The organism is Actinacidiphila glaucinigra (assembly GCF_900188405.1).
In the GTDB taxonomy this organism is placed as follows: Bacteria; Actinomycetota; Actinomycetes; order Streptomycetales; family Streptomycetaceae; genus Actinacidiphila; species Actinacidiphila glaucinigra.
The window spans coordinates 838775-863434 of record NZ_FZOF01000001.1 but is presented as its reverse complement, the minus strand read 5'-3'; the positions used below and the strand labels follow the sequence as shown (position 1 = coordinate 863434).

Annotated in this window: 26 protein-coding genes; 10 read left to right on the top strand and 16 right to left on the bottom strand. The window is 72.6% G+C overall.

The genetic code is table 11. From position 1 onward, the window contains the following. Nucleotides 1–603: 603 nt before the first annotated feature. Nucleotides 604–1869 (bottom strand): tyrosine--tRNA ligase, encoded by a 1266-nt coding sequence (gene tyrS / locus CHF15_RS03940; protein WP_089222132.1) that lies wholly within the window; start codon nucleotides 1867–1869, stop codon nucleotides 604–606. Between the two features lie 63 nt (nucleotides 1870–1932). Next, a complete protein-coding gene (locus CHF15_RS03935; protein WP_089222131.1) occupies nucleotides 1933–2610 on the bottom strand; it encodes a DNA-3-methyladenine glycosylase in 678 nt (225 codons plus the stop codon). An 84-nt stretch (nucleotides 2611–2694) separates the two neighbouring features. On the opposite strand from CHF15_RS03935, the gene CHF15_RS03930 reads away from it, so the two are divergent. The 3 genes from CHF15_RS03930 to CHF15_RS03920 all read left to right on the top strand — a co-directional run bounded on the left by CHF15_RS03930 (nucleotide 2695) and on the right by CHF15_RS03920 (nucleotide 4970). After that, nucleotides 2695–3477: a sporulation protein gene (locus tag CHF15_RS03930; protein ID WP_089222130.1), complete on the top strand. Its 783-nt coding sequence runs from the start codon at nucleotides 2695–2697 to the stop codon at nucleotides 3475–3477. 46 nt (nucleotides 3478–3523) lie between these two features. Then, a complete protein-coding gene (locus CHF15_RS03925; RefSeq protein ID WP_089222129.1) occupies nucleotides 3524–4057 on the top strand; it encodes a YbhB/YbcL family Raf kinase inhibitor-like protein in 534 nt (177 codons plus the stop codon). A 409-nt stretch (nucleotides 4058–4466) separates the two neighbouring features. Beyond that, entirely contained in the window at nucleotides 4467–4970 is a 504-nt protein-coding gene (locus CHF15_RS03920) for an HNH endonuclease (RefSeq protein ID WP_089222212.1), read from the top strand. 28 nt (nucleotides 4971–4998) lie between these two features. Here CHF15_RS03920 and CHF15_RS03915 read toward each other — a convergent pair whose 3' ends face one another. The 4 genes from CHF15_RS03915 to CHF15_RS03900 all read right to left on the bottom strand — a co-directional run bounded on the left by CHF15_RS03915 (nucleotide 4999) and on the right by CHF15_RS03900 (nucleotide 8247). Continuing rightward, nucleotides 4999–5766 (bottom strand): sulfite exporter TauE/SafE family protein, encoded by a 768-nt coding sequence (locus CHF15_RS03915; protein WP_089222128.1) that lies wholly within the window; start codon nucleotides 5764–5766, stop codon nucleotides 4999–5001. Between the two features lie 104 nt (nucleotides 5767–5870). Further along, on the bottom strand, nucleotides 5871–6806 hold the full coding sequence (locus CHF15_RS03910; RefSeq protein WP_026251284.1) for an SPFH domain-containing protein: 936 nt from the start codon (nucleotides 6804–6806) through the stop codon (nucleotides 5871–5873). Between the two features lie 128 nt (nucleotides 6807–6934). Continuing rightward, nucleotides 6935–7345, bottom strand: a complete 411-nt coding sequence (locus CHF15_RS03905; protein ID WP_179279654.1) for an NfeD family protein — start codon at nucleotides 7343–7345, stop codon at nucleotides 6935–6937. A gap of 110 nt (nucleotides 7346–7455) precedes the next feature. Continuing rightward, nucleotides 7456–8247 (bottom strand): ABC transporter ATP-binding protein, encoded by a 792-nt coding sequence (locus tag CHF15_RS03900; protein ID WP_089222126.1) that lies wholly within the window; start codon nucleotides 8245–8247, stop codon nucleotides 7456–7458. Nucleotides 8248–8361: 114 nt separating this feature from the next. Between CHF15_RS03900 and CHF15_RS03895 the strand changes: the two genes are divergently transcribed. Next, complete coding sequence (locus tag CHF15_RS03895; RefSeq protein ID WP_089222125.1) at nucleotides 8362–9159, top strand: hypothetical protein; 798 nt, start codon at nucleotides 8362–8364, stop codon at nucleotides 9157–9159. 61 nt (nucleotides 9160–9220) lie between these two features. On the opposite strand, the gene CHF15_RS03890 is transcribed toward CHF15_RS03895, so the two are convergent. The 4 genes from CHF15_RS03890 to CHF15_RS03875 all read right to left on the bottom strand — a co-directional run bounded on the left by CHF15_RS03890 (nucleotide 9221) and on the right by CHF15_RS03875 (nucleotide 11950). After that, nucleotides 9221–9460 (bottom strand): chaplin, encoded by a 240-nt coding sequence (locus tag CHF15_RS03890; RefSeq protein WP_089222124.1) that lies wholly within the window; start codon nucleotides 9458–9460, stop codon nucleotides 9221–9223. A 247-nt stretch (nucleotides 9461–9707) separates the two neighbouring features. Continuing rightward, complete coding sequence (locus CHF15_RS03885; RefSeq protein WP_018560570.1) at nucleotides 9708–9956, bottom strand: chaplin; 249 nt, start codon at nucleotides 9954–9956, stop codon at nucleotides 9708–9710. Nucleotides 9957–10158: 202 nt separating this feature from the next. After that, nucleotides 10159–10803 (bottom strand): response regulator, encoded by a 645-nt coding sequence (locus tag CHF15_RS03880; RefSeq protein ID WP_089222123.1) that lies wholly within the window; start codon nucleotides 10801–10803, stop codon nucleotides 10159–10161. Continuing rightward, entirely contained in the window at nucleotides 10796–11950 is a 1155-nt protein-coding gene (locus CHF15_RS03875) for a GAF domain-containing sensor histidine kinase (RefSeq protein ID WP_089222122.1), read from the bottom strand. The genes CHF15_RS03880 and CHF15_RS03875 overlap by 8 nt, the downstream gene beginning before the upstream one ends. A 188-nt stretch (nucleotides 11951–12138) precedes the next feature. On the opposite strand from CHF15_RS03875, the gene CHF15_RS03870 reads away from it, so the two are divergent. The 3 genes from CHF15_RS03870 to CHF15_RS45605 all read left to right on the top strand — a co-directional run bounded on the left by CHF15_RS03870 (nucleotide 12139) and on the right by CHF15_RS45605 (nucleotide 14947). Continuing rightward, complete coding sequence (locus CHF15_RS03870) at nucleotides 12139–12837, top strand: SDR family NAD(P)-dependent oxidoreductase (protein ID WP_089222121.1); 699 nt, start codon at nucleotides 12139–12141, stop codon at nucleotides 12835–12837. Then, complete coding sequence (locus tag CHF15_RS03865) at nucleotides 12834–13892, top strand: S-adenosylmethionine:tRNA ribosyltransferase-isomerase (protein WP_089222120.1); 1059 nt, start codon at nucleotides 12834–12836, stop codon at nucleotides 13890–13892. The genes CHF15_RS03870 and CHF15_RS03865 overlap by 4 nt, the downstream gene beginning before the upstream one ends. A gap of 317 nt (nucleotides 13893–14209) precedes the next feature. Next, the gene (locus CHF15_RS45605) at nucleotides 14210–14947 is read left to right on the top strand and encodes an aggregation-promoting factor C-terminal-like domain-containing protein (protein WP_245938639.1); all 738 of its coding nucleotides are present in this window, start codon (nucleotides 14210–14212) and stop codon (nucleotides 14945–14947) included. Nucleotides 14948–15037: 90 nt separating this feature from the next. Here the strand turns inward: CHF15_RS45605 and CHF15_RS03855 are convergent, their stop codons facing one another. Beyond that, entirely contained in the window at nucleotides 15038–17599 is a 2562-nt protein-coding gene (locus tag CHF15_RS03855) for an FHA domain-containing protein (RefSeq protein WP_458363506.1), read from the bottom strand. Nucleotides 17600–17797: 198 nt separating this feature from the next. Here CHF15_RS03855 and CHF15_RS03850 point away from each other — a divergent pair, with 198 nt between their 5' ends. Both CHF15_RS03850 and serB read left to right on the top strand, forming a co-directional pair. Next, on the top strand, nucleotides 17798–19564 hold the full coding sequence (locus CHF15_RS03850; RefSeq protein ID WP_143681517.1) for a streptophobe family protein: 1767 nt from the start codon (nucleotides 17798–17800) through the stop codon (nucleotides 19562–19564). Between the two features lie 70 nt (nucleotides 19565–19634). Beyond that, nucleotides 19635–20876: a phosphoserine phosphatase SerB gene (gene serB / locus CHF15_RS03845; RefSeq protein ID WP_089222118.1), complete on the top strand. Its 1242-nt coding sequence runs from the start codon at nucleotides 19635–19637 to the stop codon at nucleotides 20874–20876. A gap of 102 nt (nucleotides 20877–20978) precedes the next feature. Here the strand turns inward: serB and CHF15_RS03840 are convergent, their stop codons facing one another. From CHF15_RS03840 to CHF15_RS03830, 4 genes are all read right to left on the bottom strand, one after another. Continuing rightward, complete coding sequence (locus CHF15_RS03840; RefSeq protein ID WP_089222117.1) at nucleotides 20979–21500, bottom strand: SixA phosphatase family protein; 522 nt, start codon at nucleotides 21498–21500, stop codon at nucleotides 20979–20981. 72 nt (nucleotides 21501–21572) lie between these two features. Next, the gene (locus CHF15_RS03835) at nucleotides 21573–21815 is read right to left on the bottom strand and encodes a hypothetical protein (RefSeq protein ID WP_089222116.1); all 243 of its coding nucleotides are present in this window, start codon (nucleotides 21813–21815) and stop codon (nucleotides 21573–21575) included. Between the two features lie 168 nt (nucleotides 21816–21983). Continuing rightward, nucleotides 21984–22106, bottom strand: a complete 123-nt coding sequence (locus CHF15_RS46345) for an SGM_5486 family transporter-associated protein (RefSeq protein WP_265737379.1) — start codon at nucleotides 22104–22106, stop codon at nucleotides 21984–21986. A 46-nt stretch (nucleotides 22107–22152) separates the two neighbouring features. Next, nucleotides 22153–23433: a CynX/NimT family MFS transporter gene (locus tag CHF15_RS03830; RefSeq protein WP_179279643.1), complete on the bottom strand. Its 1281-nt coding sequence runs from the start codon at nucleotides 23431–23433 to the stop codon at nucleotides 22153–22155. A gap of 43 nt (nucleotides 23434–23476) precedes the next feature. Here CHF15_RS03830 and CHF15_RS03825 point away from each other — a divergent pair, with 43 nt between their 5' ends. Next, nucleotides 23477–24157: a FadR/GntR family transcriptional regulator gene (locus CHF15_RS03825; RefSeq protein WP_089222114.1), complete on the top strand. Its 681-nt coding sequence runs from the start codon at nucleotides 23477–23479 to the stop codon at nucleotides 24155–24157. Here CHF15_RS03825 and CHF15_RS03820 read toward each other — a convergent pair. Continuing rightward, nucleotides 24138–24461, bottom strand: a complete 324-nt coding sequence (locus CHF15_RS03820) for a hypothetical protein (RefSeq protein WP_245938638.1) — start codon at nucleotides 24459–24461, stop codon at nucleotides 24138–24140. The two genes, CHF15_RS03825 and CHF15_RS03820, sit on opposite strands and share 20 nt — an antisense overlap. Nucleotides 24462–24660 lie beyond the last annotated feature (199 nt).

The window sequence follows — 24660 nt, the reverse complement described above, 5'->3', positions numbered from 1 at the left end:
CATGTGTTAAGCACGCCGCCAGCGTTCGTCCTGAGCCAGGATCAAACTCTCCGTGAATGTCTTCACGAGAGCGGCACCATCGGGAGGAATAATCCCGACGTGCCCAGCGTCCTCGCTGTGTTTTTCTTCAAAGGAACCTCGACCATCCGAACGGATGGACGGGGTATCAACATATCTGGCGTTGACTTTTGGCACGCTGTTGAGTTCTCAAGGAACGGAAGCTTCCTTCGAGACCGTTTCACCGGCCCCTCCGGGCTTTCCCTTCGTTGTCTCCAGCTTAGCAGATCCGATTTCCTTCTCTGCCACCCTCTGGAGGGGGGTTTCGCTTTCGGCGTTTCCGCCTCGGCGACATTCACTACGTTAGCGGATTCCTTCGCGTCTTGCGAATTCGTCCCCCACTCGCCGTTCGATTCCACGCCAAGGGAATTCGAGGGCACGGAAGTGCACCCGAATCTTCGGGGTGGTGTCGTTGTGGTGAGTGACCGCCGATCGGAGGATCCGGACGAACCGGGCGCACCGTCTCAAGCGGCTCGGGCTACGTTACGCATGAGCGGCGGCGGAGTCAAGCTCCGCCGCCGCTCAAACGTGGATAACCAGCCGACGTCAGCCGCCGGCGACCTCGACGGCCGCCAGGCTCTTCTTGCCGCGCCGCAGCACGAGCCAGCGGCCGTGCAGCAGGTCGGCGGCCTCGGGGGCCGCGTCCTCGTCGCCGATCTTGACGTTGTTCACGTACGCGCCGCCCTCCTTGATGGTGCGGCGGGCCGCGGACTTGCTGGCCACGAGCCCCACTTCGGCGAAGAGGTCCGCGACGGAGGCCAGCTCGGCCACCTTGGCGTGCGGCAGTTCGCCGAGGGCGGCCGCGAGGGTCCGCTCGTCGAGCTCGGCGAGTTCGCCCTGGCCGAAAAGCGCCTTGGACGCGGCGATGACCGCGGCGCACTGCTCGGCGCCGTGGACGAGGGTGGTGAGCTCCTCCGCGAGGGCGCGCTGGGCCGCGCGGGCCTGCGGACGCTCCTCGGTGAGCCGCTCCAGTTCCTCGATCTCGCTCTGCGACCTGAAGCTGAAGATGCGCAGGAACTTGGACACGTCACGGTCGTCGGCGTTCAGCCAGAACTGGTAGAAGGCGTACGGCGTGGTCATCTCCGGATCGAGCCAGACCGTGCCGGACTCCGTCTTGCCGAACTTCGTGCCGTCGGCCTTGGTGATGAGCGGGGTGGCGAGGGCGTGCACGGAGGTGCCCTCGACCCGTCCGATCAGGTCGATGCCGGCGGTCAGGTTGCCCCACTGGTCGCTGCCGCCGGTCTGCATGGTGCAGCCGTAGCGGCGGTGGAGCTCCAGGAAGTCCATGCCCTGGAGGATCTGGTAGCTGAACTCGGTGTAGCTGATGCCGGCCTCGGAGTTGAGCCGCCGGGCGACGGCCTCCTTGGCGATCATCTTGTTGACCCGGAAGTACTTGCCCACGTCGCGCAGGAACTCGATGGCCGACAGGCCCGAGGTCCAGTCGAGGTTGTTGACCATCACCGCGGCGTTCGGGCCCTCGAAGGAGAGGAAAGGCTCGATCTGGGCGCGGATCCGCTCCACCCAGCCGGCGACGACGTCGGCGTCGTTCAGCGTCCGCTCGGCGGTCGGCTTGGGGTCGCCGATCAGACCGGTGGCGCCGCCGACGAGGGCGAGCGGCCGGTTGCCGGCCAGCTGGAGCCGGCGGATGGTGAGGATCTGCACCAGGTTGCCGAGGTGGAGGCTGGGCGCGGTGGGGTCGAAGCCGCAATAGACCGTGACCAGGCCGTCCGCGAACGCCTTGCGCAGTGCGTCCTCGTCGGTGGAAACGGCGATCAGCCCTCGCCACCGCAGCTCGTCGACGATGTCCGTCACGGTTCTCGTGCCTCCTGGTGTTGTTCGATGCCTCGTACCCGTTCGTACGGAGTCTTTCCGAGACTACGCGTTCCGCTCGACTCCTTTTGCGCGCCCCGTGGCCCGGCGGCGCGGTGCGTGTGCGCGGTAAGGGCTGACGGTGGGGTCGCCGTCGATCCAGAAGCGCCAGGGGTGGGCGGCGCCGTCGCCGCCGACGCCGGTGCGCGGCCCGGTGCGGACGGCGGCGGGGTCGGGCGGGGTGCCGGCCAGGACGCGGAAGGGGGAGCCGGCGGGGTCGTCGGGGCAGACGTCGGCGCCGTTGAGGGCGCGGTCGATGTCGAGGGCGGTGGCGAGGCGGGCCGGGCCCTGGGCGAGGTCGTGGGGGCGTCGTGAGGTGACCCGGCGCTCGCGGGCGAGGTCTGCGCCCTCGATGACGTCGCCGCCGCGCAGCAGGATCCCGCTGGGGTTGCCCTCGGGACCGCAGACGATGTTCATGCAGTGCCACATGCCATAGGTGAAGTAGACGTACGCGTGGCCGGGCGGGCCGAACATGACCGCGTTGCGGTCGGTGCGTCCGCGGTAGGCGTGCGAGCCGGGGTCGAGGGGACCGGCGTAGGCCTCGACCTCGGTCAGCCTGAGCGCCATGGGGCCGTCGTCCGTCCTGCGTACAAGGGTTCGCCCCAGGAGGTCGGGCGCCACCTCCAGCACCGGCCGGTCGAAGAAGGACCTGGGGAGCGGGGTGCTTTCAGGAGGGGGGATCATGCGGTACGAGAGTAATGGAACCGTTCGGGGTGGGGCCGCGTTCGTAATGACCGAGGCAACCGCCAGTAAAGGGAGAGGGACATCGTGGGCTTCAAGAAGCTGCTTGCGAGCTTGGGCGCCGGTGGCGCGTCGGTCGAGACGGTGCTCAACGAGCCGAACGTCGTCCCGGGCGGGGTCGTCCAGGGCGAGGTGCGGATCCAGGGCGGCTCGGTGCCGCAGCAGATCGAGGGGCTGTCGGTGGGCCTGCAGGCCCGTGTCGAGGTCGAGGGCCAGGACGCGGAGTACAAGCAGGACATCGAGTTCCACCGGCAGCAGTTGGGCGGGGCGTTCGAGGTGCAGCCGGGTGCGGTGCACGTGGTGCCGTTCGGGCTGGAAATCCCGTGGGAGACCCCGATCACGACGTTCCTGGGGCGTCACCTGACCGGGATGAACGTCGGCGTCACCACGGAGCTGGCCATCGCCCGTGCGGTGGACTCCGGTGACCTCGACCCGATCAACGTGCACCCGGTGCCGGCGCAGCAGGCGATCCTCGACGCGTTCGGCCAGCTGGGCTTCGGCTTCAAGAACGCGGACCTGGAGCGCGGCCACATCCGCAACACGCGGCAGCGGCTGCCGTTCTACCAGGAGATCGAGTTCTTCGCGCCGCAGCAGTACCGCGGGCTGAACCAGGTGGAGCTGAGCTTCGTCTCGGACGGCCACGAGATGGACGTCATCCTGGAGATGGACAAGAAGCCGGGGCTGTTCAGCGAGGGCAGCGACGCCTTCCGCTCGTTCACCGTGGACCTGAACAACTTCCACACGACCGACTGGGCGGGGTACCTCAACCAGTGGCTGGCCGAGGTCGGCGGCAAGCGCAACTGGTTCTAGGATCGGCGGGCGGAAGGGCGTTTCGCGATCAGCAGGAGGTACCGAGGTGACCGAGCAGAAGCGGCGGCCGCTCCCCCACGATTTCCACCCGCCGGTGGCGTCGTTCACGGTGGTGAGCGACGACATCGAGCCGGGTGGCACGCTGAAGGACTCCCAGGTCTACGCCGAGGGGAATGTCTCTCCGCACCTGCGGTGGGAGGGCTTCCCCGAGGGGACCGGGAGCTTCGCCGTCACGTGTTACGACCCCGACGCGCCCACCGGCAGCGGTTTCTGGCACTGGGTGCTCTTCGACATCCCGGTGTCGGTGACGGAGCTGCCCGCGGGGGCCGGCAGTGAGGGCTTCAAGGGGCTGCCCGAGGGTGCGGTGCACGTGCGCAACGACTACGGCAGCAAGGACTTCGGCGGTGCCGCGCCGCCGCCCGGGGACGGGCCGCACCGGTACGTGTTCACCGTGTACGCCGTGGACCAGGAGAAGCTGGGGCCGGACGGGGACGTGTCGCCCGCCGTCGTCGGCTTCAACCTGCGGTTCCACGCGATCGCACGGGCCAACCTGATCGGCGAGTACGAGAACCCTCAGTAGGCGTGGCGCCCCCGGCCGCGGCCGGGGGTCCCGAAATCCCCTTGCGCCCCGGCGCTCCCGCATCGCACTGTGGTGTCTGCCTGGTGACCTGACCGTCACCGGGGGTCGGCACCGCAGTGGCGGGGGCGGCGGGGCGTTGCGCTGTGCGGCTCTCGCCGCGCGACCTGCCTGCCGTCCGCCGGAACCCGGTCATGCGCCCGGGCGTCCACGCCGATCGCCGCGCTCCGGGCGCCCCTGACCCCACGGGGGTGGGCGCCCGGGGTGGCCGGCCCCATGGTCCGCTGTTTCGTTCCCTGTTTCCTCCTGTTCGCTTCTACGTGCGGAAATTGCGTTGTCCGCACGGGTATCGCCCGGTCAGAGTGGAGCCACCTCGCCGCCGGGGCGGGGATGGACCCGAGGGGTGGGCGACGTGCGTGAGACGCTGGTGCTGAACGCGACCTTCGAGCCGCTGTCGACTGTGTCGCTGCGGCGTGCGGTGGTGCTGGTCATGCAGGACAAGGCCGTGGTCGAGCAGGCTCATCCCGGGCTGCGGATCCGTGCGGCGGCGGTGGAGGTACCGGTGCCGCAGGTGATCAGGCTCTGCAGGTACGTGAGGGTGCCCTTCCGACAACGGGCGGCGTGGTCGCGGCGGGGTGTGCTGGTCAGGGACCGGCACCGGTGCGCGTACTGCGGCCGGAGGGCGACGACGGTGGACCACGTGATGCCGCGTTCGCGCGGTGGCGGGGACACGTGGTTGAACACGGTGGCGTCGTGCGCGGAGGACAACCACCGCAAAGCGGACCGTACGCCGGAGCAGGCGGGGATGCGGCTGCTGACCCAGCCGTTCGAGCCGACGCCGGCGGACGCGCTGCTGCTGGCACTGGGGCTGAAGGACCGTGAGGGCGTTCCGGGCTGGCTCGCGCTGCCGGCCTGAGTCCTGAGTCCGCGGGGCGGTCGCCCGGCTACTTGAGCAGTAGCTGGGTGATCGCCACGAGGCCCACGACGACGATGACGCCGCGCAGCGCGGCGGGTGGCATGCGGCGGCCGATGCGGGCGCCGAGCACACCGCCGAGGGCCGCCCCGGCGGCGATGAGCGCGACGGCGATCCAGTCGAAGTCGGCGACGAAGAGGAAGAAGACCGCGGCGACACCGTTGACGATCAGTGCGAGGACGTTCTTCGTCGCGTTGATCCGCTGCCAGGACTCCTCGAGGAGGACGCCCATCAGGGAGAGGTAGATGACTCCCTGGGCGGCGCCGAAGTAGCCGCCGTACATGCTGGCGAGGAGGAGTCCGGCCGGCAGGACCGGGCCGCCGTGCTCGGGGACGCGGGTGCCGTTGCCGGAGCGGCGGGCCTGGAGGGCGCGGGAGAGCCGGGGCTGGACGACGACGAGGACGAGGGCGACGGCGATGAGGACCGGCACGATCGTGTCGAAGGCCTGGGAGGGCAGCGTCAGCAGCAGTACCGCCCCGGTGAGTCCGCCGACGAGGGCGGCGGCGCCCAGTCGCAGCAGGCGGGGGCCCTGTCCGGCGAGTTCGCGCCGGTAGCCGATGGCGCCGCTGATGGAGCCGGGGACGAGGCCGAGGGTGTTGGACACGTTGGCGGTGACGGGTGGCAGCCCCACGGCGAGCAGGACGGGGAAGGTGATGAGCGTGCCGGAGCCGACGACGGTGTTGATGGTGCCGGCCCCGATTCCGGCCGCGAAGACGGCCAGGGCTTCCCAGTAGGTCATAGGCGTCTCCATGGTCGGTGCGGCTCTTCTCCCCCCGACGGGACCGGGGGGAGGCATGAGCGCACGGATCATGTCATACGCGTTCGCGGCGGCGGCCGCGCTGCTCAGTCCTTGTCGAGCCGGGGGGTCTCGCGGCGGGTGCCGCCGTCGCCGGGGCCGCCGCCGGGGGCTCCGGGGAGGTTGACGATGCCGCCGAGGCCCTTGAGGGCGTCGTTGAGTTCGCTGGGGATGATCCAGAGCTTGTTGGAGTCGCCCTCGGCGATCTTGGGGAGCATCTGCAGGTACTGGTAGGCGAGCAGCTTCTGGTCGGGGTCGCCCGCGTGGATGGACTCGAAGACCGTGCGGATGGCCTGGGCCTCGCCCTCGGCCTTGAGGGCGGCGGCCTTGGCCTCGCCCTCGGCGCGCAGGATCGCGGACTGCTTCTCGCCCTCGGCGGTGAGGATCTGCGACTGCCGGATGCCCTCGGCGGTGAGGATGGCGGCGCGCTTGTCGCGGTCGGCGCGCATCTGCTTCTCCATCGAGTCCTGGATGGAGGTGGGCGGTTCGATGGCCTTGAGTTCGACGCGGTTGACGCGGATGCCCCACTTGCCGGTGGCCTCGTCGAGGACGCCGCGCAGGGCCGCGTTGATCTCCTCGCGGGAGGTCAGGGTCCGCTCCAGGTCCATGCCGCCGATGATGTTGCGGAGGGTGGTGACGGTGAGCTGCTCGATCGCCTGGATGTAGCTGGCGACCTCGTAGGTGGCGGCCCGGGCGTCGGTGACCTGGTAGTAGATCACCGTGTCGATGTTGACGACCAGGTTGTCCTGGGTGATCACCGGCTGCGGCGGGAACGGCACGACCTGCTCGCGCAGGTCGATGCGGTTGCGGATGGTGTCGATGAACGGCACCACGATGTTGAGGCCCGCGCTGAGGGTCCTGGTGTAGCGGCCGAAGCGCTCGACGATCGCCGCGCTGGCCTGCGGGATGACCTGGACCGTCTTGATGAGTGCGATGAAGACGAGCACCACCAGGATGATCAGGACGATGATGATCGGCTGCACGTCCACTCCCACGCCGATTGCCTGTGGCTACCTGTACTAAGACATGATCAAGTCTGGCAGACCCCGCGGGGAGGCGGGCCGGGTTCGGCGAATTCCCGTGCCGTCTCCGGGTGCGGGGGCGCGCCGGATCACATCACGACCGCCGTCGCGCCCTCGATCTCGACGACGTCCACGCTCTCGCCGGGTTCGAAGGCCCGTCCGGTGTCGAGGGCGCGGGCCGACCAGACCTCGCCGTTGAGCTTGATGCGGCCGCCGTGCCCGTCGACCCGTTCCAGGACGACGGCCTGGCGGCCTTTGAGCGCGTCGATGCCGCTGCGCAGCTCCGGGCGCTGCGCGCGGCTCCGGTTGGCCAGCGGGCGTACGACGGCGATGCCCGCGACCGAGACGATGACGAAGATCAGCACCTGCCCGGTGATGCCGAGGCCGAGGCCGGCCGCGATCGCGGCGGCGACGGCTCCGACCGCGAACATCCCGAACTCGGGCATCGCGGTCACCACAAGCGGAATACCCAGCCCTACGGCGGCGATCAGCCACCACAACCAGTCGTCCACAGGCCCATGGTAGGGGTCCGCAGTGGATCTGTGACAGGGTGCGACGGCTCTGCCCGACGCTTTCGGCGCGGGGCTGTGTGCGCGGGTGCGTCAGCGGGTCACTTCAGGGGCAGCCCGTTGGCGGTCCAGCGGTCGCCGCGGCGCTCGACGACGAGCGGGAGGCCGAAGCACAGGGAGAGGTTGCGGGAGCTGAGTTCGGTCTCCATGGGGCCGGCGGCGACGACCTTGCCCTGGCGGATCATCAGGACGTGGGTGAAGCCCGGGGCGATCTCCTCGACGTGGTGGGTGACCATCACCATGGAGGGGGCGATCGGGTCGCGGGCGAGCCGGCCGAGGCGGCGGACGAGGTCCTCACGGCCGCCGAGGTCGAGGCCGGCGGCGGGCTCGTCGAGCAGGAGCAGCTCGGGGTCGGTCATCATGGCGCGCGCGATGAGGGTGCGCTTGCGCTCGCCCTCGGAGAGCGTGCCGAACCTGCGGTCGAGGTAGTCGCTCATGCCGAGGCGGTCGAGGAAGGCGCGGGCGCGGTCCTCGTCGACCTGCTCGTAGCTCTCCTGCCAGTGCGCGGTCATGCCGTACGCGGCGGTGAGCACGGTCTCCAGGACGGTCTGGCTGCGCGGCAGCTTCTCGGCCAGGGCGACGCCCGCGATGCCGATGCGGGGGCGCAGTTCGAAGACGTCGACGCCGCCCATCTTCTCGCCGAGGATCTGGACGGTGCCGGAGGTCGGGAAGAGGTAGCTCGAGGCGATGTTCAGCAAGGTCGTCTTGCCGGCGCCGTTGGGACCGAGGATGACCCAGCGCTCGCCCTCGGCGACCGACCAGGAGACCTGGTCCACCAGAGCCCGGCCGTCTCGGACCACGGATACGTCCACCAGCTCCAGAACATCGCTCATGAGCGTGTTGTCTCCCACTTCCCGATCGCACGTCTGCCGTCGCGAGCACCTGTAGGCGCTGCCCCATGGAAATCTACGCCACGCCCGGGCCGCCCCAGTCCTTAGGCTGGGGGGATGCTCGACGAACCTCGCTCAGGACGGTTGGCGGCCTGGGGAAATGCCCTGATTGCCGGACTTGCCGCGCCGGATGACGCCGCTCAGGAAGTACTCGCCGACGATTCGGTCCACCGGATCTCCGGACTCCCCGGGGAGGACGGCCCGGTGGGCCTGACGCTGGGGCTGGGGCGGTTGCGCGCGCTCGGCGTCCGCGGCCTGCGGATCGCGCTCCCGGTGCCCGGGCACCCGCTCGGGCTCAGCGGGCCGCCGGAGTTCAACGCGCGGGCGCTGGCGGCGGGCGAGGCGGTCATCGCGGTGGGCGGACCGGCCGTCGGCCTGGTGCCGGAGGTCACGGAGGCCGGGCCCCGGGGGGACGTTCACGTGTCGGTGGAGTGGCGGTGCCTGGAGGTGCGGGACGCGCCGCCGGCGGACGTGCCCTCGCTGGGCGAGGCGGAGCGGGAGCTCGCGGAGGCACTTCGGGACGCCACGGAGGCGCTGGCGCGGCTGGACGTGGCCGGCGCGGGCCCGACGGCCCAGGCGGCTCTGGAGGCGTACCGGGCGCGGGCGGCGCGCGGGCGCGAGGTGCTGGCCCCGGGGTATCCGCCGAGGGCGGTGCGGGTGCTGGAACTGGCCCAGCGGGTGGCCGCGCTGGTCGGGATCGCGACCGGTGCCCAGGCCGGGCACGGGGCGGCGGTCAGCGCCTCGGAGATCGCCGCCCGGGCCGAGTTGCTGCGGCCGGTGGAGCGCACGGCGCGGCGGGCGCAGGTGGCGGCGTACAACGCGTACGTCGAGGAGGTCGAGCGGCGCCGGGGCTGAGCCGGCCGGGAACGGGGAAGGCCCCGCGGACGACGCTGTCCGCGGGGCCTTCCCTGCGACGTCAGTGGTTGAAGCAGACGTTGCCGATCGCCGGGTTCAGGATGCCGACCGCGTCGATGGTGTTGCCGCAGAGGTTGACCGGGATGTTCACCGGAACCTGGATCACGTTGCCGGAGAGCACACCGGGCGAGCCGGCGGCCACGGCACCCGCGTGGGACTCGGCGAGCGCGGTACCGGCCGAACCGGCGGCGGCCGCACCGGCGGCGGCGATGATCAGGGCGGCCTTCTTGGCGCTGTTCATGAAACTGTTCCTCCTGTGATGACACGGCCCGGTTCGAGGAGCCGCACTGTGAGGAACGCGGAGCCCGGGGCGTTGACACGGGGAGGGCGCCGGAAACCTCCGTACGGCGGAATCTGCGGGAGGCACCGGGGCGTGCCGGGTGCCGTGCGGAAGGGCGCCGTGGTCAGCACGAACGGACCGGCCCCGGGGCGGCGAGGCGCTCCGGGGCCGGTGGTCACGGCCATGCCGTGGGGGGTGACGTTCTGGGTCAGCGGTTGACGCAGACGTTCCCGATGGCCGGGTTGAGCAGGCCGATGACGCTGATGGTGTTGCCGCAGACGTTCACCGGGACGTGCACCGGCACCTGGATCACGTTGCCCGAGACCACACCGGGGCTGTTCTTCGCGCCACCGTGGGCCTGCGCGCCACCGCTGTGGGCGGAGGCGGCACCCGCGCCGACCATGGCGAGGCTCCCGGCGACCATGGCGACGGCTGCGGCCTTGTGCAGGTTCTTCACGTTCTTGACCCTCCTTGCATGGGTGCCGCGGCAGTCGCCGCAGCACGCCATGGAAAACGGCCCACGCCCGCCCAGGTTGCGCCATCCGGGCGACATACACCCGACGGTATGAATCTCACTCCGGACCGAGACGATCCGCTTGTCCTACCGCTAAGTGCCCCGGCTTCGGCGCCGTCGGGTGCCGCTCACCTGCGTCGCGGGATCAGCCGCCGATGCCGTGCCGCACCGCCCACAGGGCCGCCTGGGTGCGGTCGGAGAGATCCAGCTTCATCAGGATGTTCGACACATGGGTCTTCACGGTCTTCTCCGAGAGCACCAGGGCGCGGGCGATCTCCCGGTTGGAACGGCCCTCGGCGATCAGCGACAGCACCTCGCGCTCCCGTTCCGTGAGGGTGCCCCCGCGGCCCTGGCCCGGGGTCGTCTCCTCCTGGGAGAGCAGGGCGTCGGCGACCTCCGGCTGCAGCAGCACGTGTCCGGCGTGCACCGAGCGGATCGCGCCGGCCAGCGCGTCCGGGTCCACGTCCTTGTAGACATAGCCGGCCGCGCCCGCGCGCAGGGCCGGGACGACCGTGCGCTGCTCGGTGAAGCTGGTGACGATCAGCACGCGGGCCTTGCTGCCGTTGTCGCGCAGCCGTCGCAGGGCCTCGATCCCGTCGACGCCGGGCATGCGGACGTCCATCAGGATCACGTCGGGCGCGAGTTCCCCCGCGCGGTCCACGCACTCCTCGCCGTCCCCGGCCTCGCCCACCACCTCGATGTCCGGCTGCACCTCCAGGAAGGTCCGCAGACCTCGGCGGACCACTTGGTGGTCGTCGACCAGCAGGACGCGAATGGGGCCGTCAGCCACCGGGCACCTCCATCTCGATCACGGTGCCCCTGCCGGGCGCCGAATCCACCGTCAGCCCGCCGCCCACCCCGTCGGCCCGGTCCCGCATCGAGACCAGTCCCAGGTGGCGGCCGGCACGGCGCACCGCGGACGGGTCGAAGCCCCGCCCGTCGTCGCGCACCGTGAGCACCGCTCCCCTGCCCCGGCCCTCCAGGCGCACCGTCACCGAGCTGGCGTCCGCGTGGCGCAGCGCGTTGTGCAGGGCTTCCTGGGCGACCCGCAGCAGCGCCTCCTCCTGGGCGGCGGGCAAGGCCCGCACGTGGCGGTGGCCGAAGGAGACGCGCGCCGAGTGCGCCCGGTCCAGGACGCCGACCTGGGTACGCAGGGTGGCCAGCAGGCCGTCCTCGTCCAGCGCGGCGGGTCGCAGCTCGACCACGACCGCGCGCAGTTCGTCGGCGGCCTCGGCGGCGAGGGCGGCGACCTGCCGCAGCTCTTCGCGGGCGCGTTCCGGATCGCGGGCCACCAGGGCGGAGGCCGCCTGGGCGGTCAGCCGCAGCGAGAACAGCTTCTGCGAGACGGCGTCGTGCAGCTCGTGGGCGATCCGCGCCCGTTCCCCGGCGAGGGTCAGCTCGCGGCTGCGCTCGTACAGGCGGGCGTTGGTGAGGGCGATGGCGGCGTGCGCGGCCAGGGTGCGCAGCAGTTCCTCGTCCTCCTCGGTGAAACCGCCGCGGTCCTCCGGGGGACCGGCGGCGCAGCGCTTGTTGGCGAGGAAGAGGGCACCGAGGATCTCGTCGCCGTCGACCACCGGCATGCCGAGGAAGTCGGCCATGTCGGGGTGGGCGGACGGCCAGCCGCCGAAGCGGGGGTCGCTCTTGACGTCGCGCAGGCGCTGCGGGGTGGCCTCGTGGAGCATCGCGGCGAGGATGCCGTGCTGCCGGGGCAGCGGGCCGATGGCCTTCCACTGCTCGTCGCTGACGCCGTCGACGACGAACTGGGCGAAGCCGCCGTGGTCGTCCGGCACGCCCAGGGCCGCGTACTGGGCCTCGAGCAGTTCGCGGGCGGACGAGACGATCGTCTGCAGGACCTCGCGCACTTCCAGGTGGCGGCTCATCGCGAGGACGGCCGCACTCACCGCCTCGATGCCGCGTCGGGACGATCGGCTGGACATGATCTCACCGTACCGGCGGGTCGGGGCCTGCGGGATCGGCCTCGTGACCGACCTCCCCCCGTCCGTGGACCTAGGGCGAAGTTCCTCCCGCCCGTGCTGCGGGCGGCCGAGGTGTCCGGGGCGGGGCCGTTCCTACGGTGGGGGCAGCCGCCGGGCGACGGGCCGGGCGGCCGGCGGGAGGACACGTCATGCCGGTGGCAATCATCACGGGAGCGTCGCGGGGACTGGGTCGGGCCCTCGCCGGGGCGCTCGCGGAGCGGGGCTGGGACCTGGTGATCGACGCGCGGTCGGCCGGGGCGCTGAAGCAGGCGGAGGGGGAACTGGCGGACCGCACCCGGGTGGCCGCGCTGCCGGGTGACGTCGCCGATCCACGGCACCGGGTGGACCTGGTCGCGGCGGCCTGGGAGTTCGGCGGGCTGGACCTGCTGGTGAACAACGCGAGCGCGCTGGGCGCCGAGCCGCTGCGACCGCTGTCCGGACATCCGCTGGAGGGGCTGCGGGCGGCGCTGGAGACCAATGTGGTGGCCGCGCTGGGCCTGGTCCAGGAGGCTCTGCCGCTGCTGCAGCGGCGGCGGGGGGCGGTGCTCAACATCAGCTCGGACGCCGCCGTCGAGGCGTACCCCACGTGGGGAGGGTACGGCGCGAGCAAGGCGGCGCTGGAACAGCTGTCGGCGGTGCTGGCGGCGGAGGAGCCGGAACTGCGGGTGTGGTGGCTGGACCCGGGCGACATGGGGACCGAGCTGTACGCGGCGGCGGTGCCCGACGATCCGGACGCGGACGGGCGTCCGGATCCCGCGACCGTGGTGCCGGCCGTGCTCGGGCTGCTCGACGGCGGCGCGGCCAGTGGCCGCTACGTGGCCCGGGCGCTGCTGGAGGCCGGGCGGTGACCGCTCTGGACGCGCTGAGGGTGCCGGAGGAACTGGCGGCGCGGGTGCCGGTGGAGCAACGCGCCGGCGGGGCGGCGGGCCGTGACGGGGTGCGGTTGCTGGTGGGGCGGCGGGCCGGGGGCGAGGTCGCACACCACGCCTTCGGTGACCTGCCGGAGCTGCTGCGGGCGGGGGACGTGCTCGTGGTGAACACCTCGCGGACGCTGCCGGCGGCGGTGGACGCCACGCTCGGGGAGTCGCCGGTGGTGGTGCACTTCTCGGGGCTGCTGGACGACGGGCGCTGGGTGGTGGAGCTGCGGACGCCCGACGGGCGGGGCACGACCCGGCCGCGCACGGGAGGCCCGGCGGGGGTGGCGGTGGCGCTGCCCGGTGGTGAGCGGCTGGTCCCGCAGGAGCCGCTGAGCCCCTGCGGGGAGAGGCTGTGGGTGGCGCGGGCGTCGGTGGCGGACGCGATGGCGTTCCTGCACCGGCACGGGCGGCCGATCCGGTACGCGTACACCGAGCGGGACCAGCCGGCGGCGGCGTACCGGACGGTGTTCTCGCTGCCGTCGGCCGACGGCCTCGGCTCGGCCGAGATGCCGAGCGCGGCCCGCCCCTTCACGACCGGGCTGGTCACGGCGCTGGTGAGCCGGGGGGTGCAGATCGCTCCGGTGGTGCTGCACACCGGGGTGTCCTCGGGCGAGGCGCACGAGCCGCCGTATCCGGAGCGGTTCTCGGTGCCGGAGAGCACCGCGTGGCTGGTGAACGCCGCCCGGGCGGGCGGCGGGCGGGTGGTGGCGGTGGGCACCACCGCGGTGCGCGCCCTGGAGACGGCGGCCGACGCACGGGGGCGGGTCGCGGCGGCGGGCGGCTGGACGGACCTGGTGGTCACCCCCGAGCGGGGAGTACGGACGGTGGACGGCCTCCTGACCGGGCTGCACGACCCGGCGGCGTCGCATGTGCTGATGCTGGAGGCGGTGGCCGGGCGGGAGCTGCTGGAGCGGGTCTACGACGCCGCGGTGGGGGCGGGTTACCTCTGGCACGAGTTCGGGGACGTGAACCTGCTGCTGCCCTGACCGCCCCGCCGGGCGCCACGCGGCGTCGCGGCGCGGTCGCGGTATGCGACGCGCCTGTGAGGCGGGGCACAGGACGTACATCACGTACGAAGGCGCGTAGTAGTGGGCGGGGTGGCCGGATCGGCCGGAGGCAGGGCGTGTGCCGTACCCGGCCGGTCCGGCGGCTACGACTTCGGGTAGTAATGGGTGGGTTTGGCTGGGGAATTTCCCGGGGCTAAGAATGCTCGGGTCGCTCCGCGCCGTGTTCGACATGCGGCGCTTCTCCTTGCCCCCGAGGGCGGAGTGGAGCGCAGCCGAATGGAAGAGGTCACTCCCCCATGCAGCTCCCGACGATCCCGAAGTTCGACCGTCTGACCAAGGCCCACAAGTTCTCCGCCGCAGGCATCGCCGCGGCCGGTGTGGGCGTCCTGGCCATCACCGGTGTGACCGGGACCAGCGGGACGGCGCAGGCCTCCGGCAAGGCGGCGGAGTCGGTCGCGGAGCGGGCGCGCGCCGCCGCGGCCGAGCAGCACGCCGCGCACGCCGCCCACGTCGCGCACCGCAAGGTGCTCGCGAAGCAGCACGCCGCCCATGTCGCCCACCAGGCCGTGGTGCGCGAGCGCCAGGCGCAGGAGCGGGCGCGCAAGGCCGCTGACGAGGCGCGCCGGCAGGAGCGGCAGGCGGCGAACCGCAGCCATGAGCGCAAGGCCCTCGTCCCGCAGCAGCGGCAGGAGAACTCGCGTTCCGCTCCGCGCGCGGCCGCCCCGCAGGCGCCCGCCGCGCCGTCCGGCACCCCGCAGCAGATGGCGCAGCAGATCATCGGCGACGCGGCCCAGTTCCAGTGCTTCTCCAGCATCGTGATGCACGAGAGCACCTGGAACCCCTACGCGGTCAACCCGTCCTCCGGCGCGTACGGCCTGGTCCAGGCGCTGCCGGGCGCCAAGATGGCCTCCGCGGGCGCCGACTGGCGCACCAATCCGGCCACGCAGATCAAGTGGGGTCTGGACTACATGAACGAGCGCTACGGCAGCCCCTGCGGCGCCTGGTCGTTCTGGCAGGCCAACCACTGGTACTGAGCCGGCGCGCGCAGGGCGCACGGCATACGGAAGGCGGCGGTTCCCCACCCCGGGGGAGCCGCCGCCTTCCGTATGCGTACGCGGGGGCCGCTACTTGCGCATGACCTCCGGCTCGTGGCGGCGCAGCAGCCGCAGCACGAGGATGCCGCAGACGAGGGCGATGCCGAGCAGGATCGCCATGTCGAAGCCCCACTGGCTCGCCGAGTGCTCCCACAGCGGGTCGAGGTTGTCGGGCTTGGCCGGGTCCCACGGCGGCATGATGTGCCCGAGGTCCAGGGTGGCGCCGGCGGCGCCGACGGCCCAGCGGGACGGCATCAGCCAGGCCACCTGCTCCAGGCCGACGGTGCCGAAGATCTGGAACAGGACACCGGTGAAGACGACCTGGACGATCGCGAACATCACCAGCAGGGGCATGGTCTTCTCGGCGGTCTTCACGAGGGAGGAGATGACCAGGCCGAACATCATGGAGGTGAAGCCCAGCGCGATGACCACCAGGGTGATCTCCGCGGCCGGGAAGCCCTTGACGATCAGGCCCTCTTCGGGGAGCTTGCGCACCGACAGCCCGATGGCGCAGATGATGACGCCCTGCAGGGCGCTGATCAGGCCGAGCACGAAGACCTTGGAGAGCAGGTACGCGGAGCGGGACAGGCCGGTGGCGCGTTCCCGTTCGTAGATCACCCGTTCCTTGATCAGCTCGCGCACCGAGTTGGCGGCGCCCGAGAAGCAGGCGCCGACCGCGATGATCAGCATGATGGTGCCGGCGTCGGTGTTGAACTTGCCCGCCTCGCCGGACGGCGCCAGTCCGAACTTCGCCGGGATGACCACGCTCACCAGGCCGAGGACGGCCGGGAGGATCACCATCAGCGCCATGAAGCCCCGGTCGGAGGCGATCACCGACAGATAGCGGCGGACGAGGGTGACGAACTGCGCCGGCCAGCTCTGCGGCTTGGGCGGCTTGGCCCGCTGCGGGGCCGCGCCTACGGACTGCGGGGCGACCGCGTCCAGGTCCGCGGCGTAGATCTGGTAGTGCTGGGAGCCGCGCCAGCGGCCGGACCAGTCGTAGTCGCGGTAGTTCTCGAAGGCGGAGAAGACGTCGGCCCAGGTTTCGTAGCCGAAGAAGTTCAGCGCCTCCTCGGGCGGGCCGAAGTACGCCACGGCGCCGCCCGGCGCCATCACCAGCAGCTTGTCGCACAGGGCGAGTTCGGCCACCGAGTGGGTCACGACGAGCACGGTGCGGCCGTCGTCGGCGAGTCCGCGCAGCAGCTTCATGACGTCGCGGTCCATGCCCGGGTCGAGGCCGGAGGTGGGCTCGTCCAGGAAGATCAGCGAGGGCTTGGTGAGCAGCTCCAGGGCGACGGAGACCCGCTTGCGCTGGCCACCGGAGAGCGAGGTGACGCGCTTGTCGGCGTGGACGTCCAGCTTGAGTTCGCGCAGCACCTCGTCGATGCGGGCCTCGCGCTCGGCGGCCTTGGTGTCGCCGGGGAAGCGGAGCTTGGCCGCGTAGCGCAGGGCTCTGCGGATCGTCAGCTCCTTGTGCAGGATGTCGTCCTGCGGGACGAGGCCGATGCGCTGCCGCAGCTCGGCGAACTGCTTGTAGAGGTTGCGGCTGTCGTACAGCACCTCGCCCTCTTCGGCCGGGCGGTAGCCGGTCAGGGCGCGCAGCAGCGTCGACTTGCCGGAGCCGGACGGGCCGATGACGGCGACCAGCGACTTCTCGGGGACGCCGAAGGAGACGTCGTTGAGGATGGTCTTGGTGGTGCTGCCCTGCGGCACGCGGACGGTGAGCCGGCGGGCGGAGAAGGAGATCTCGCCGGTGTCGACGAACTCCTCGAGCTGGTCGCCCACGAGCCGGAAGGTGGAGTGGCCGACGCCCACGATGTCTTCGGGGCCCAGCAGATGACGCTGTATCGGCTGGCCGTTGACGTATGTGCCGTTGTGGCTGCCGAGGTCGACGATCTCGTAGCGGCCGTCGGGGTGCGCCCTGAACTCCGCGTGGAAGCGGGAGACCTGCAGGTCGGAGACGACCAGGTCGTTCTCCAGGGCACGGCCGATCTTCATGACGCGGCCGAGCACCAGGTGGTGGAAGGTGGTGGGGCTGCGGTCGCCGTACACGGGCGGCGCGGCGCCGGCGCCCGACGGCCCGTGCGGCGACGGGATGTGGGCCTGCGGCTTCCGCTGGTCCGGACGCGGGGCCGGCGAGGGCTGCGGCACGTGGGCGGCGGGCGACCCGTTCCCCCAGCCGCCCTGCCGCGGCGGGGTGCCGGAGTTCGGTGTCGCGGGCGCGGCGGGCCCGGACCGGCGGCCCTGCTGCGGTTTCGCCAGCGCGGTCTCGGCGCTGTAGAGGTCACCGCCGGCCGCGGCGCCACCGCTGAAGCTCAGCCGCGGGCCGTCGGTGGCGTTGCCGAGGTTGACGGTGGCTCCCGCGGCGACGTCGTAGGCGTGGACGCGCTGGCCCTGAACGTAGGTCCCGTTCGTGCTGCCGAGGTCCTCGACGACCCAACCGCGCTCGCCGCGACGGATGGTGGCGTGCCGCCAGGAGACCCGCGCGTCGTCGAGGACGACGTCCGACTGCGGATCGCGGCCGAGGCTGTACGACCTGGCCGGATCGAGCGCCCAGGTCCGTCCGTTCAGTTCGAGTACGAGTTCAGGCACCCCAAGCCCCACAAAGTTGTCCCCCGAGTTCCCCATGAGGGGAGTCTAGGGATTGCGAACATCGGGCGGAACTATTCCAGGCACGCGCACCCGTCAGGAAGCCATGCCGCGGCGGTGATGTGAACCCTCTTCCCAGAAGCCGTTGACGGCGCCGAAACACCACCGGAGAGTGGTAACCGCCCATGAACCGTGCGGATCATGACGGATCGGGGCACCATGCAGCGCAGGCGGTTCGGACGCGAGACCTCGGGGGCGGGCATGACCGCGTACACCTCCACACCTTCGAACGCGCCCGCGCGCCCGGGGCGACCGGTCCCGTGGGGCGGTGTGCTGCTCTCCGCGGTCGCCGCGGTGAGCTGGGCGTACCTGGGGATGGTGGGGGCCGCGGCGCTGGGTCTGCACCTGCTCGGCGCTGACACCGCGGGCTCGCTGGGGCCGATGACGGCGGCCGTGGTCGCCATGACGGTGGGCGGCAAGGTCGTCCCCTCCGGTGACGTCGCGGTGTTCGGTCTGGGCGGCGCGGGCGGCGAGGGCCGGCTGGAGCTCATGCCGCTGGGCGTCGGCCTGATCGGTGCCCTTCTGCTGGCCTGGGTGTTCCTGCGGTCGCTGCGCGGGGCGGGGCTGACCGTGCCCGGGGGCGAACTGGCCGCGCGGGCCGGGGCGGTGGTGGTGCTGTTCGTGACCCTGCTGGGCGCGCTGGCGTGGGCCGGGGAGGACACCATCGCCCTCGACGGGGCCGCGCTGGGCGGGGACAAGGGCGGCGGCCTGACGGACGGGTTGCCGGGCATCGGTGACATCGGCGGCGGGCTCGGGGACGGGCTGCAGGACCTGATCGACGCCAAGGCCTCGGTGAGCTTCCACGTCGCGACCGGCCGCACCCTGCTGGGCGGTCTGCTGTGGGTCCTGGTCGTCCTCCTGGTGGCACTGCTCAGCTCACGCCGTACGCCGCTGCCACCCGCCCTGGAGGGGCTGCACCGGGTCGTCCGGCCCGCGGCGTCGGCGCTGCGCTGGGTACTGCTGCTGGCGGTCGTCGCGGGCTGCGCCGCCGCGGGGTACGCGGCCGTGACGGGTGACGAGCCGGGCCGGATCGCCGGGGCTGCGCTGCTGGGGGCGCCCAACGGGGTGTGGCTGGCGGTGCCCCTCGGTCTATTCGTGTCCTGGCGGGGCACGGCCACCGGCGAGCTGGCGAAGGTGCTGCCGGATCCGCTGGACCGGCTGCTGTCGACCAGCGTCGAGGAGCCGGTGACGCCCGCCCGGCTGGCGGAGTACGACCAGCGGGTGTGGCTGCTGACCGCCGCCGCGGCGCTGATGATGCTGGCCGCGGGAGCGCTGGCGGCGGCCCGCACCCCGCGGTGGGGGTCGACGCGGGCCGGGTTCGCGGGACGCTGCGCGGTACGGCTCGGACTGGTCACGGCGGTCGCCTTCCCGCTGCTGGTGTGGGTGACGGGCGTCTCGGTGAACGCGGGCGTCTCGGTCTTCGGCTTCGACGCGGTGGGCGCCGGCATCGACCTGCACGGCAGCCTTCCCCTGGCGTTCCTGCTGGGTGCCGCGTGGGGGGCGGCGGCGGGCGGCGCGGGGGCTGTGCTGGCGCTGGCGACGGGCACCGCCGGACGCCGGGTGTCGCCGTACGCGCTGCGCCGTGCGGCCGAGGCGGCGGCCGGGGAGAGCAGCTCGCGCACCTATCCGGGCATCGCCTACCAGCCCGGCCCGTACGTCCCGAGCCCCGGCTACGGCCCGCCGGACACCGGGCCCAACCCCTACCGGCAGCCCTCGCAGGGCCCGGCGCCGCGGGGTCGGGCGCCGTACGACCCGCCGCCACAGGGTCAGCCGCCGCATTCCGCGCGGACCGTCACCGGGGCGCCGCTGCCCCCGCCGCCCGGCCCGCCCCCGGGGCCGCCCCCGGGGCCGCCCGGCCCGCCGCGCGAGGGCCCTCCGCCGCCCGGCGCGCCCGGGGGCCGCCGCTGACCACGGACGGTGTCCGCCAGGCGGAACACATGTCCGTCCCGGGCACGGTGCCCGATACGGTGGAGACACCATGAACGACGCATCGCAGGCGACCGCTGCCACCGCCGCCAATGTGCCGACGCTGCTGGTCAAGATCTTCGGCAAGGACCGGCCGGGAATCACCGCCGGGCTCTTCGAGACGCTGGCCCGCTTCCAGGTGAACGTCATCGACATCGAGCAGGTCGTCACCCGGGGGCGCATCGTGCTCTGCGCCCTGGTGCCGGCCCCCGCGGGCCGTTCGGTGGAGGGCGAGCTGCGCGCGACGGTGCACGCGTGGGCGGAGTCGATGCGCCTGCAGGCCGAGATCATCTCCGGTATCGGCGACAACCGGCCGCGTGGCGAGGGCCGCTCCCATGTGACGGTGCTGGGGCACCCGCTGACGGCGGAGTCCACCGCCGCCATAGCGGCCAGGATCACCGGCGCGGGCGGCAACATCGACCGCATCTTCCGGCTCGCGAAGTACCCGGTGACCGCGGTGGAGTTCGCCGTCTCCGGTGTCGCCACCGACCTGCTGCGCCCGGCACTGGCCCTGGAGGCCCACGAGCGCGGGGTCGACGTGGCCGTGGTGTCGGCGGGCCTGCACCGCAGGGCGCAGCGCCTGGTGGTCATGGACGTGGACTCCACCGTCATCCAGGACGAGGTGATCGAGCTCTTCGCGGCGCACGCGGGCTGCGAAAACCAGGTCGCCGAGGTGACGGCCGCGGCGATGCGCGGGGAGCTGGACTTCGAGCAGTCCCTGCACGCGCGGGTCGCCCTGCTCGAGGGGCTGGACGACTCCGTGATCGACAAGGTCCGCCAGGAGGTGCGGCTGACGGCCGGGGCGCGCACGCTGATCCGCACGCTCAAGCGGATGGGCTACCAGGTGGGCGTGGTCTCCGGGGGCTTCACGCAGGTCACCGACGACCTCAAGGAGCGGCTGGGGCTGGACTTCGCGGCCGCCAACACCCTGGAGATCGTGGACGGCAAGCTCACCGGCCGGGTGACCGGCGAGATCGTGGACCGGGCGGGCAAGGCCCGGCTGCTGCGGCGCTTCGCGGCGGAGGCCGGGGTGCCGCTGAGCCAGACCGTCGCCATCGGCGACGGCGCCAACGACCTGGACATGCTCAACGCGGCGGGCCTCGGGGTCGCCTTCAACGCCAAGCCGGTGGTGCGGCGGGCCGCGGACGCCGCGGTCAACGTGCCGTTCCTGGACACCGTGCTCTACCTGCTGGGCATCACCCGCGAGGAGGTCGAGGCGGCCGACGCCGGTGACGGCGGCAACGCCCGGGCCTGACCGGCGCGGATCCACGGGCTCGGCGAGGGCCCCGGCGGCAGGCGCGCCGGGGCCCTTGCCATGCCGTCCCCGGCGGCTCACCGGGCCGCGGCCGGGCGCGGCTCAGTCGTGCGGCGACCAGAAGTCGACGAGGCGGCCGACGCCGTGCTCGACCGTCTTCCAGGGCCCGGAGAAGGTGATCACCGCGATGGCCGCCGTCGGGAAGCCGGTGCGGTTCATCCGCGCGCGGGCGTCCCCGTCGCTCTCCCCCGCGAGGGCGTCCGCGAGCGCGTGGATGGCCGGGTTGTGGCCCACCAGCAGCACGTCGTCGACGTCCTCGGGGGTCTCGTTGAGCAGGGCGATCAGATCACCGAGGGTGGCGTCGTAGAGACGCTCCTCGTAGACGGTGCGGGGGCGGTGCGGGAGTTCGTGGGCGGCCAGCTTCCACGTCTCGCGGGTGCGCGTGGCCGAGGAGCAGAGGGTGAGTTCGAACGGGATCCCCAGTTCGGCGAGCCTGCGGCCGGCGACGGGGGCCTCCTTGCGTCCCCGTTCCGCCAGCGGTCGCTCGTGGTCGGGGACGTCGGGCCAGTCGGCTTTGGCGTGCCGGAGCAGGACGATCCGGCGGGGCGATGCAGCTGCGCTCATGACCCTCAGCTTTCCAGAAATCCGGCCGCCAGGCGCGGGCTGCGGGACGGATCACGGTTCGCCGCGGGAGGGTCACAGCAGGTGCTGCAGGAGTCCCGGGAGCCCTTCGCCGACCGCGTGCAGGAGCTGTCCGACGGGCTCCGCGGCGGAGGCCTCCGCGGCCCCCGGGCCCACGACCAGGGCGAGCAGCGCCGCGAAGGCGAGGGCAGGCAGGGCGAGCGCCCACCACGGCAGGCGCGTCTGCGTGCCGCCCCCGACCGCCGGGCGGGCGGCGCGGGTTCGCGGGGTACGCGAGGGAACAGCCTGCGTGGACACGGGGCGCCTCCGTGGGTCGGCCGGGGTGCCGGAACGTCGTCCGACCTTGCACCACGACGCTACGGAAACGCGGCCGCCGGTCCCATCGGGTGGCCCACCCACTTGACCCTGACCCTGGCCCCCTAGGGGAGGTGGGGTTGTCCCTACCCCGGGTCTCGGGGTGGCGGGTCAGCCGAACTTGGCGCCGATGACGGCGATCACCGCGACGAAGGCGGGCACGGCCATCATCAGGCCGAAGATGATCAGGAGCTTCTTCTGCGGCTGCGGGGGATCGGGCTCGAGCACGGGCATACCGCCCAGTCTCGCATCCGCCGGCGCCACCCGCGCACGCGGGTGGTCAGAGCTCGTCCTCCACTGCGCGGTCGCGGCCGGCGACCACACCCGCGGCGATCTGCGGCACCAGCAGGGCCAGCATGAAGGCCACCGGCAGGTCCCAGCCGCCGGTGTGCTGGTAGAGGGTGCCGACGAGGATCGGACCGGGGATGGAGATCAGGTACCCGGTGCACTGCGCGAAGGCGGACAGCCGCACGACGCCGCCGCCGGTGCGCGAGCGCATCCCGATCATGGTGAGCGCGAGGGGGAACGAGCAGTTGGAGATGCCCAGCAGCAGGGCCCACACCCAGGGCGCGGCGGCCGGGGCCGCCCACAGGCCGCCGTAGCCGGCGATCCCGAACAGGCCGAGGCCGACGGCGAGTCCGCCCTGGTGCCGCATCCGGCCGGCGAGCGCGGGCAGCACGAAGGAGAGCGGTACGCCCATCACCATGGTGACGGCGAGCAGCACGCCCGCGGTGGAGGCGGAGACCCCGGCGTCGCGGAAGATCTGCGGGAGCCACCCCATGGTGATGTACGCGCCCGTGGCCTGGAGCCCGAAGTAGACGGCGAGCGCCCAGGCGGTACGGCTGCGGGCGATGCTGCCGGCCCGTGCCCGCTCCGGGGCGGGGGCGTGCGGGGACGCGGCGGGGACCGCAGGAACGGGGCCGCGGTCGCGGACGAGGGCGAGCCAGGGCAGTACGGCGACGGCGGCGATCACGCCCCAGGCCGCGAGGCCGAGCCGCCAGTCGCCGCCGAAGGCGCGGGTCGCCGGGACGGTCGCCGCGGCGGCGAGGGCGGTGCCCAGGGACAGGGCCATCGAGTAGAGCCCGGTTATGGTGCCCACGCGGTCCGGGAACCAGCGCTTGACGACGACGGGCATCAGGACGTTGCCGACGGCTATGCCGCCCAGCGCGAGGGCGCTGGCGGCGAGGAAGAGCGCCGTGCCGCCGGCGAACGGACGAAGGAAGAGCCCGAGGGTGATCGCGACCAGGCCCGCGCAGACCACGGCACCGGGGCCGCGGCGGCGGGCCAGCCGGGGCGCGGTCACCCCGAACACGGCGAAGCACAGCGCGGGGACGGAGGTGAGCAGGCCCGCGACGGTGCCGCTCATGCCGAGGCCGTCGCGGACCTCCTCCAGGAGCGCGCCGAGACTGGTGATCGCGGGCCGCAGATTGAGTGCGGCCAGCACCAATGCGACGGCCACCAGGATCCGGGTGCGCCGTACGCCTTGCGCGGCGGTGGGGAGGTGTGCGGGCATGGTGGCCCGTTCCGTGGCAGGGTCGAGCGTCGCTTCGTCGTCACGCATGCCGACCATCATAGAATGATGGGATGAATGTTGAGGAGAGTCCATGCCCCTGACCTCGCCCCGGCGCTCCGCCCTGGCCGACCAGGTGATCGCGCAGCTGCGCGCCCAGATCACCTCCGGTGAGTGGCCGGTGGGGTCGCGGATCCCCACCGAGACCCAGTTGGTCGAGCAGCTCGGGGTGGCCCGCAACACCGTCCGTGAGGCGGTCCGGGCGCTCGCGCACAACGGGCTGCTCGACATCCGGCAGGGCTCCGGCACCTATGTGCTGGCCACCAGCGAGCTGGCCGGGGTCATGCACCGCCGCTTCGCCGACTCCGATCCGCAGCACGTGGCCGAGCTGCGCAGCGCCCTGGAGGCGTCCGCCGCCGCGCTCGCCGCGCGGCGGCGCACGGACCGCGACCTGAGGCAGCTGGACGCGGCCCTGGCCCGGCGGGAACGCGCCTGGGAGTCCGGCCGCGCCGAGGCCTTCGTCGACGCCGACGCGGCCCTGCACCTGTCCGTCGTGGCGGCCTCGCACAACGAGGTCGTCGTCGAGCTCTACGCCGACCTGGGCGAGGTGCTGCGCGCGTTCCTGCGCGCGGACGTCGGCGAGGAGCTGCGCCCCGAGCAGTACGTGGACCACGCCCGGCTGGTCGAGGCGATCCGGGCCGGCGATCCGGAGGCGGCCTCCGCCGAAGCGTCGGCGCACGCCTTCAGCTGCCGCTTCAGCCCAGCATCCCGGTGACCCAGATCTCCTGGATCTCCTTCCAGCAGCGGTCGCTGAGGGTGACGGTCTCGGCAGGCCCGACCGGGACGGAGGCTCCGTCGACGTCCGGGTCCCACCACTGGCGGCACTCGATGTGCAGCTGCACACGGTCCAGGTCGGGATCGGGGTTGAAGCACACGGCGACGCCCTCGCTGCCCTGCACCGAGGTCCGGCACTCCGCGACGTCCGGCAGCCGTGCCGCGGCCCCCGCCGCAGCGGCCGCCGGGCCCAGGCCCGCGGCGAACGCCGCGACCACTGCCGCGGCGCACACGTAGGCACGCACGATGCACACCCTCCCTCCGCTGACCCCCGGCTCTCCCCCCGCACAGCCATCCTCCCGGCCCGCGGTGCCCGGCCACCCGGTCTGCTGGGCCGAACGGGGGAAAAAGCGCCGAACGCGCGTACGGCCCCGGCGCCGCCCGAAGGCGGCACCGGGGCCGTACGCGAAGGGGCCGTGACGGCCGTGCGATCAGGCGCCGACC

Bases quoted from the DNA above. Each gene is read 5' to 3' on its own strand.
- CHF15_RS03935 (WP_089222131.1), bottom strand. From the start codon at position 2,610: ATGATCCCCCCTCCTGAAAGCACCCCGCTCCCCAGGTCCTTCTTCGAC.
- CHF15_RS03915 (WP_089222128.1), bottom strand. From the start codon at position 5,766: ATGACCTACTGGGAAGCCCTGGCCGTCTTCGCGGCCGGAATCGGGGCC.
- CHF15_RS03900 (WP_089222126.1), bottom strand. From the start codon at position 8,247: ATGAGCGATGTTCTGGAGCTGGTGGACGTATCCGTGGTCCGAGACGGC.
- CHF15_RS03895 (WP_089222125.1), top strand. From the start codon at position 8,362: ATGCTCGACGAACCTCGCTCAGGACGGTTGGCGGCCTGGGGAAATGCC.
- CHF15_RS03890 (WP_089222124.1), bottom strand. From the start codon at position 9,460: ATGAACAGCGCCAAGAAGGCCGCCCTGATCATCGCCGCCGCCGGTGCG.
- CHF15_RS03875 (WP_089222122.1), bottom strand. From the start codon at position 11,950: ATGTCCAGCCGATCGTCCCGACGCGGCATCGAGGCGGTGAGTGCGGCC.
- CHF15_RS03870 (WP_089222121.1), top strand. From the start codon at position 12,139: ATGCCGGTGGCAATCATCACGGGAGCGTCGCGGGGACTGGGTCGGGCC.
- CHF15_RS45605 (WP_245938639.1), top strand. From the start codon at position 14,210: ATGCAGCTCCCGACGATCCCGAAGTTCGACCGTCTGACCAAGGCCCAC.
- CHF15_RS03850 (WP_143681517.1), top strand. From the start codon at position 17,798: ATGACGGATCGGGGCACCATGCAGCGCAGGCGGTTCGGACGCGAGACC.
- serB (WP_089222118.1), top strand. From the start codon at position 19,635: ATGAACGACGCATCGCAGGCGACCGCTGCCACCGCCGCCAATGTGCCG.
- CHF15_RS03840 (WP_089222117.1), bottom strand. From the start codon at position 21,500: ATGAGCGCAGCTGCATCGCCCCGCCGGATCGTCCTGCTCCGGCACGCC.
- CHF15_RS46345 (WP_265737379.1), bottom strand. From the start codon at position 22,106: ATGCCCGTGCTCGAGCCCGATCCCCCGCAGCCGCAGAAGAAGCTCCTG.
- CHF15_RS03830 (WP_179279643.1), bottom strand. From the start codon at position 23,433: ATGCGTGACGACGAAGCGACGCTCGACCCTGCCACGGAACGGGCCACC.
- CHF15_RS03825 (WP_089222114.1), top strand. From the start codon at position 23,477: ATGCCCCTGACCTCGCCCCGGCGCTCCGCCCTGGCCGACCAGGTGATC.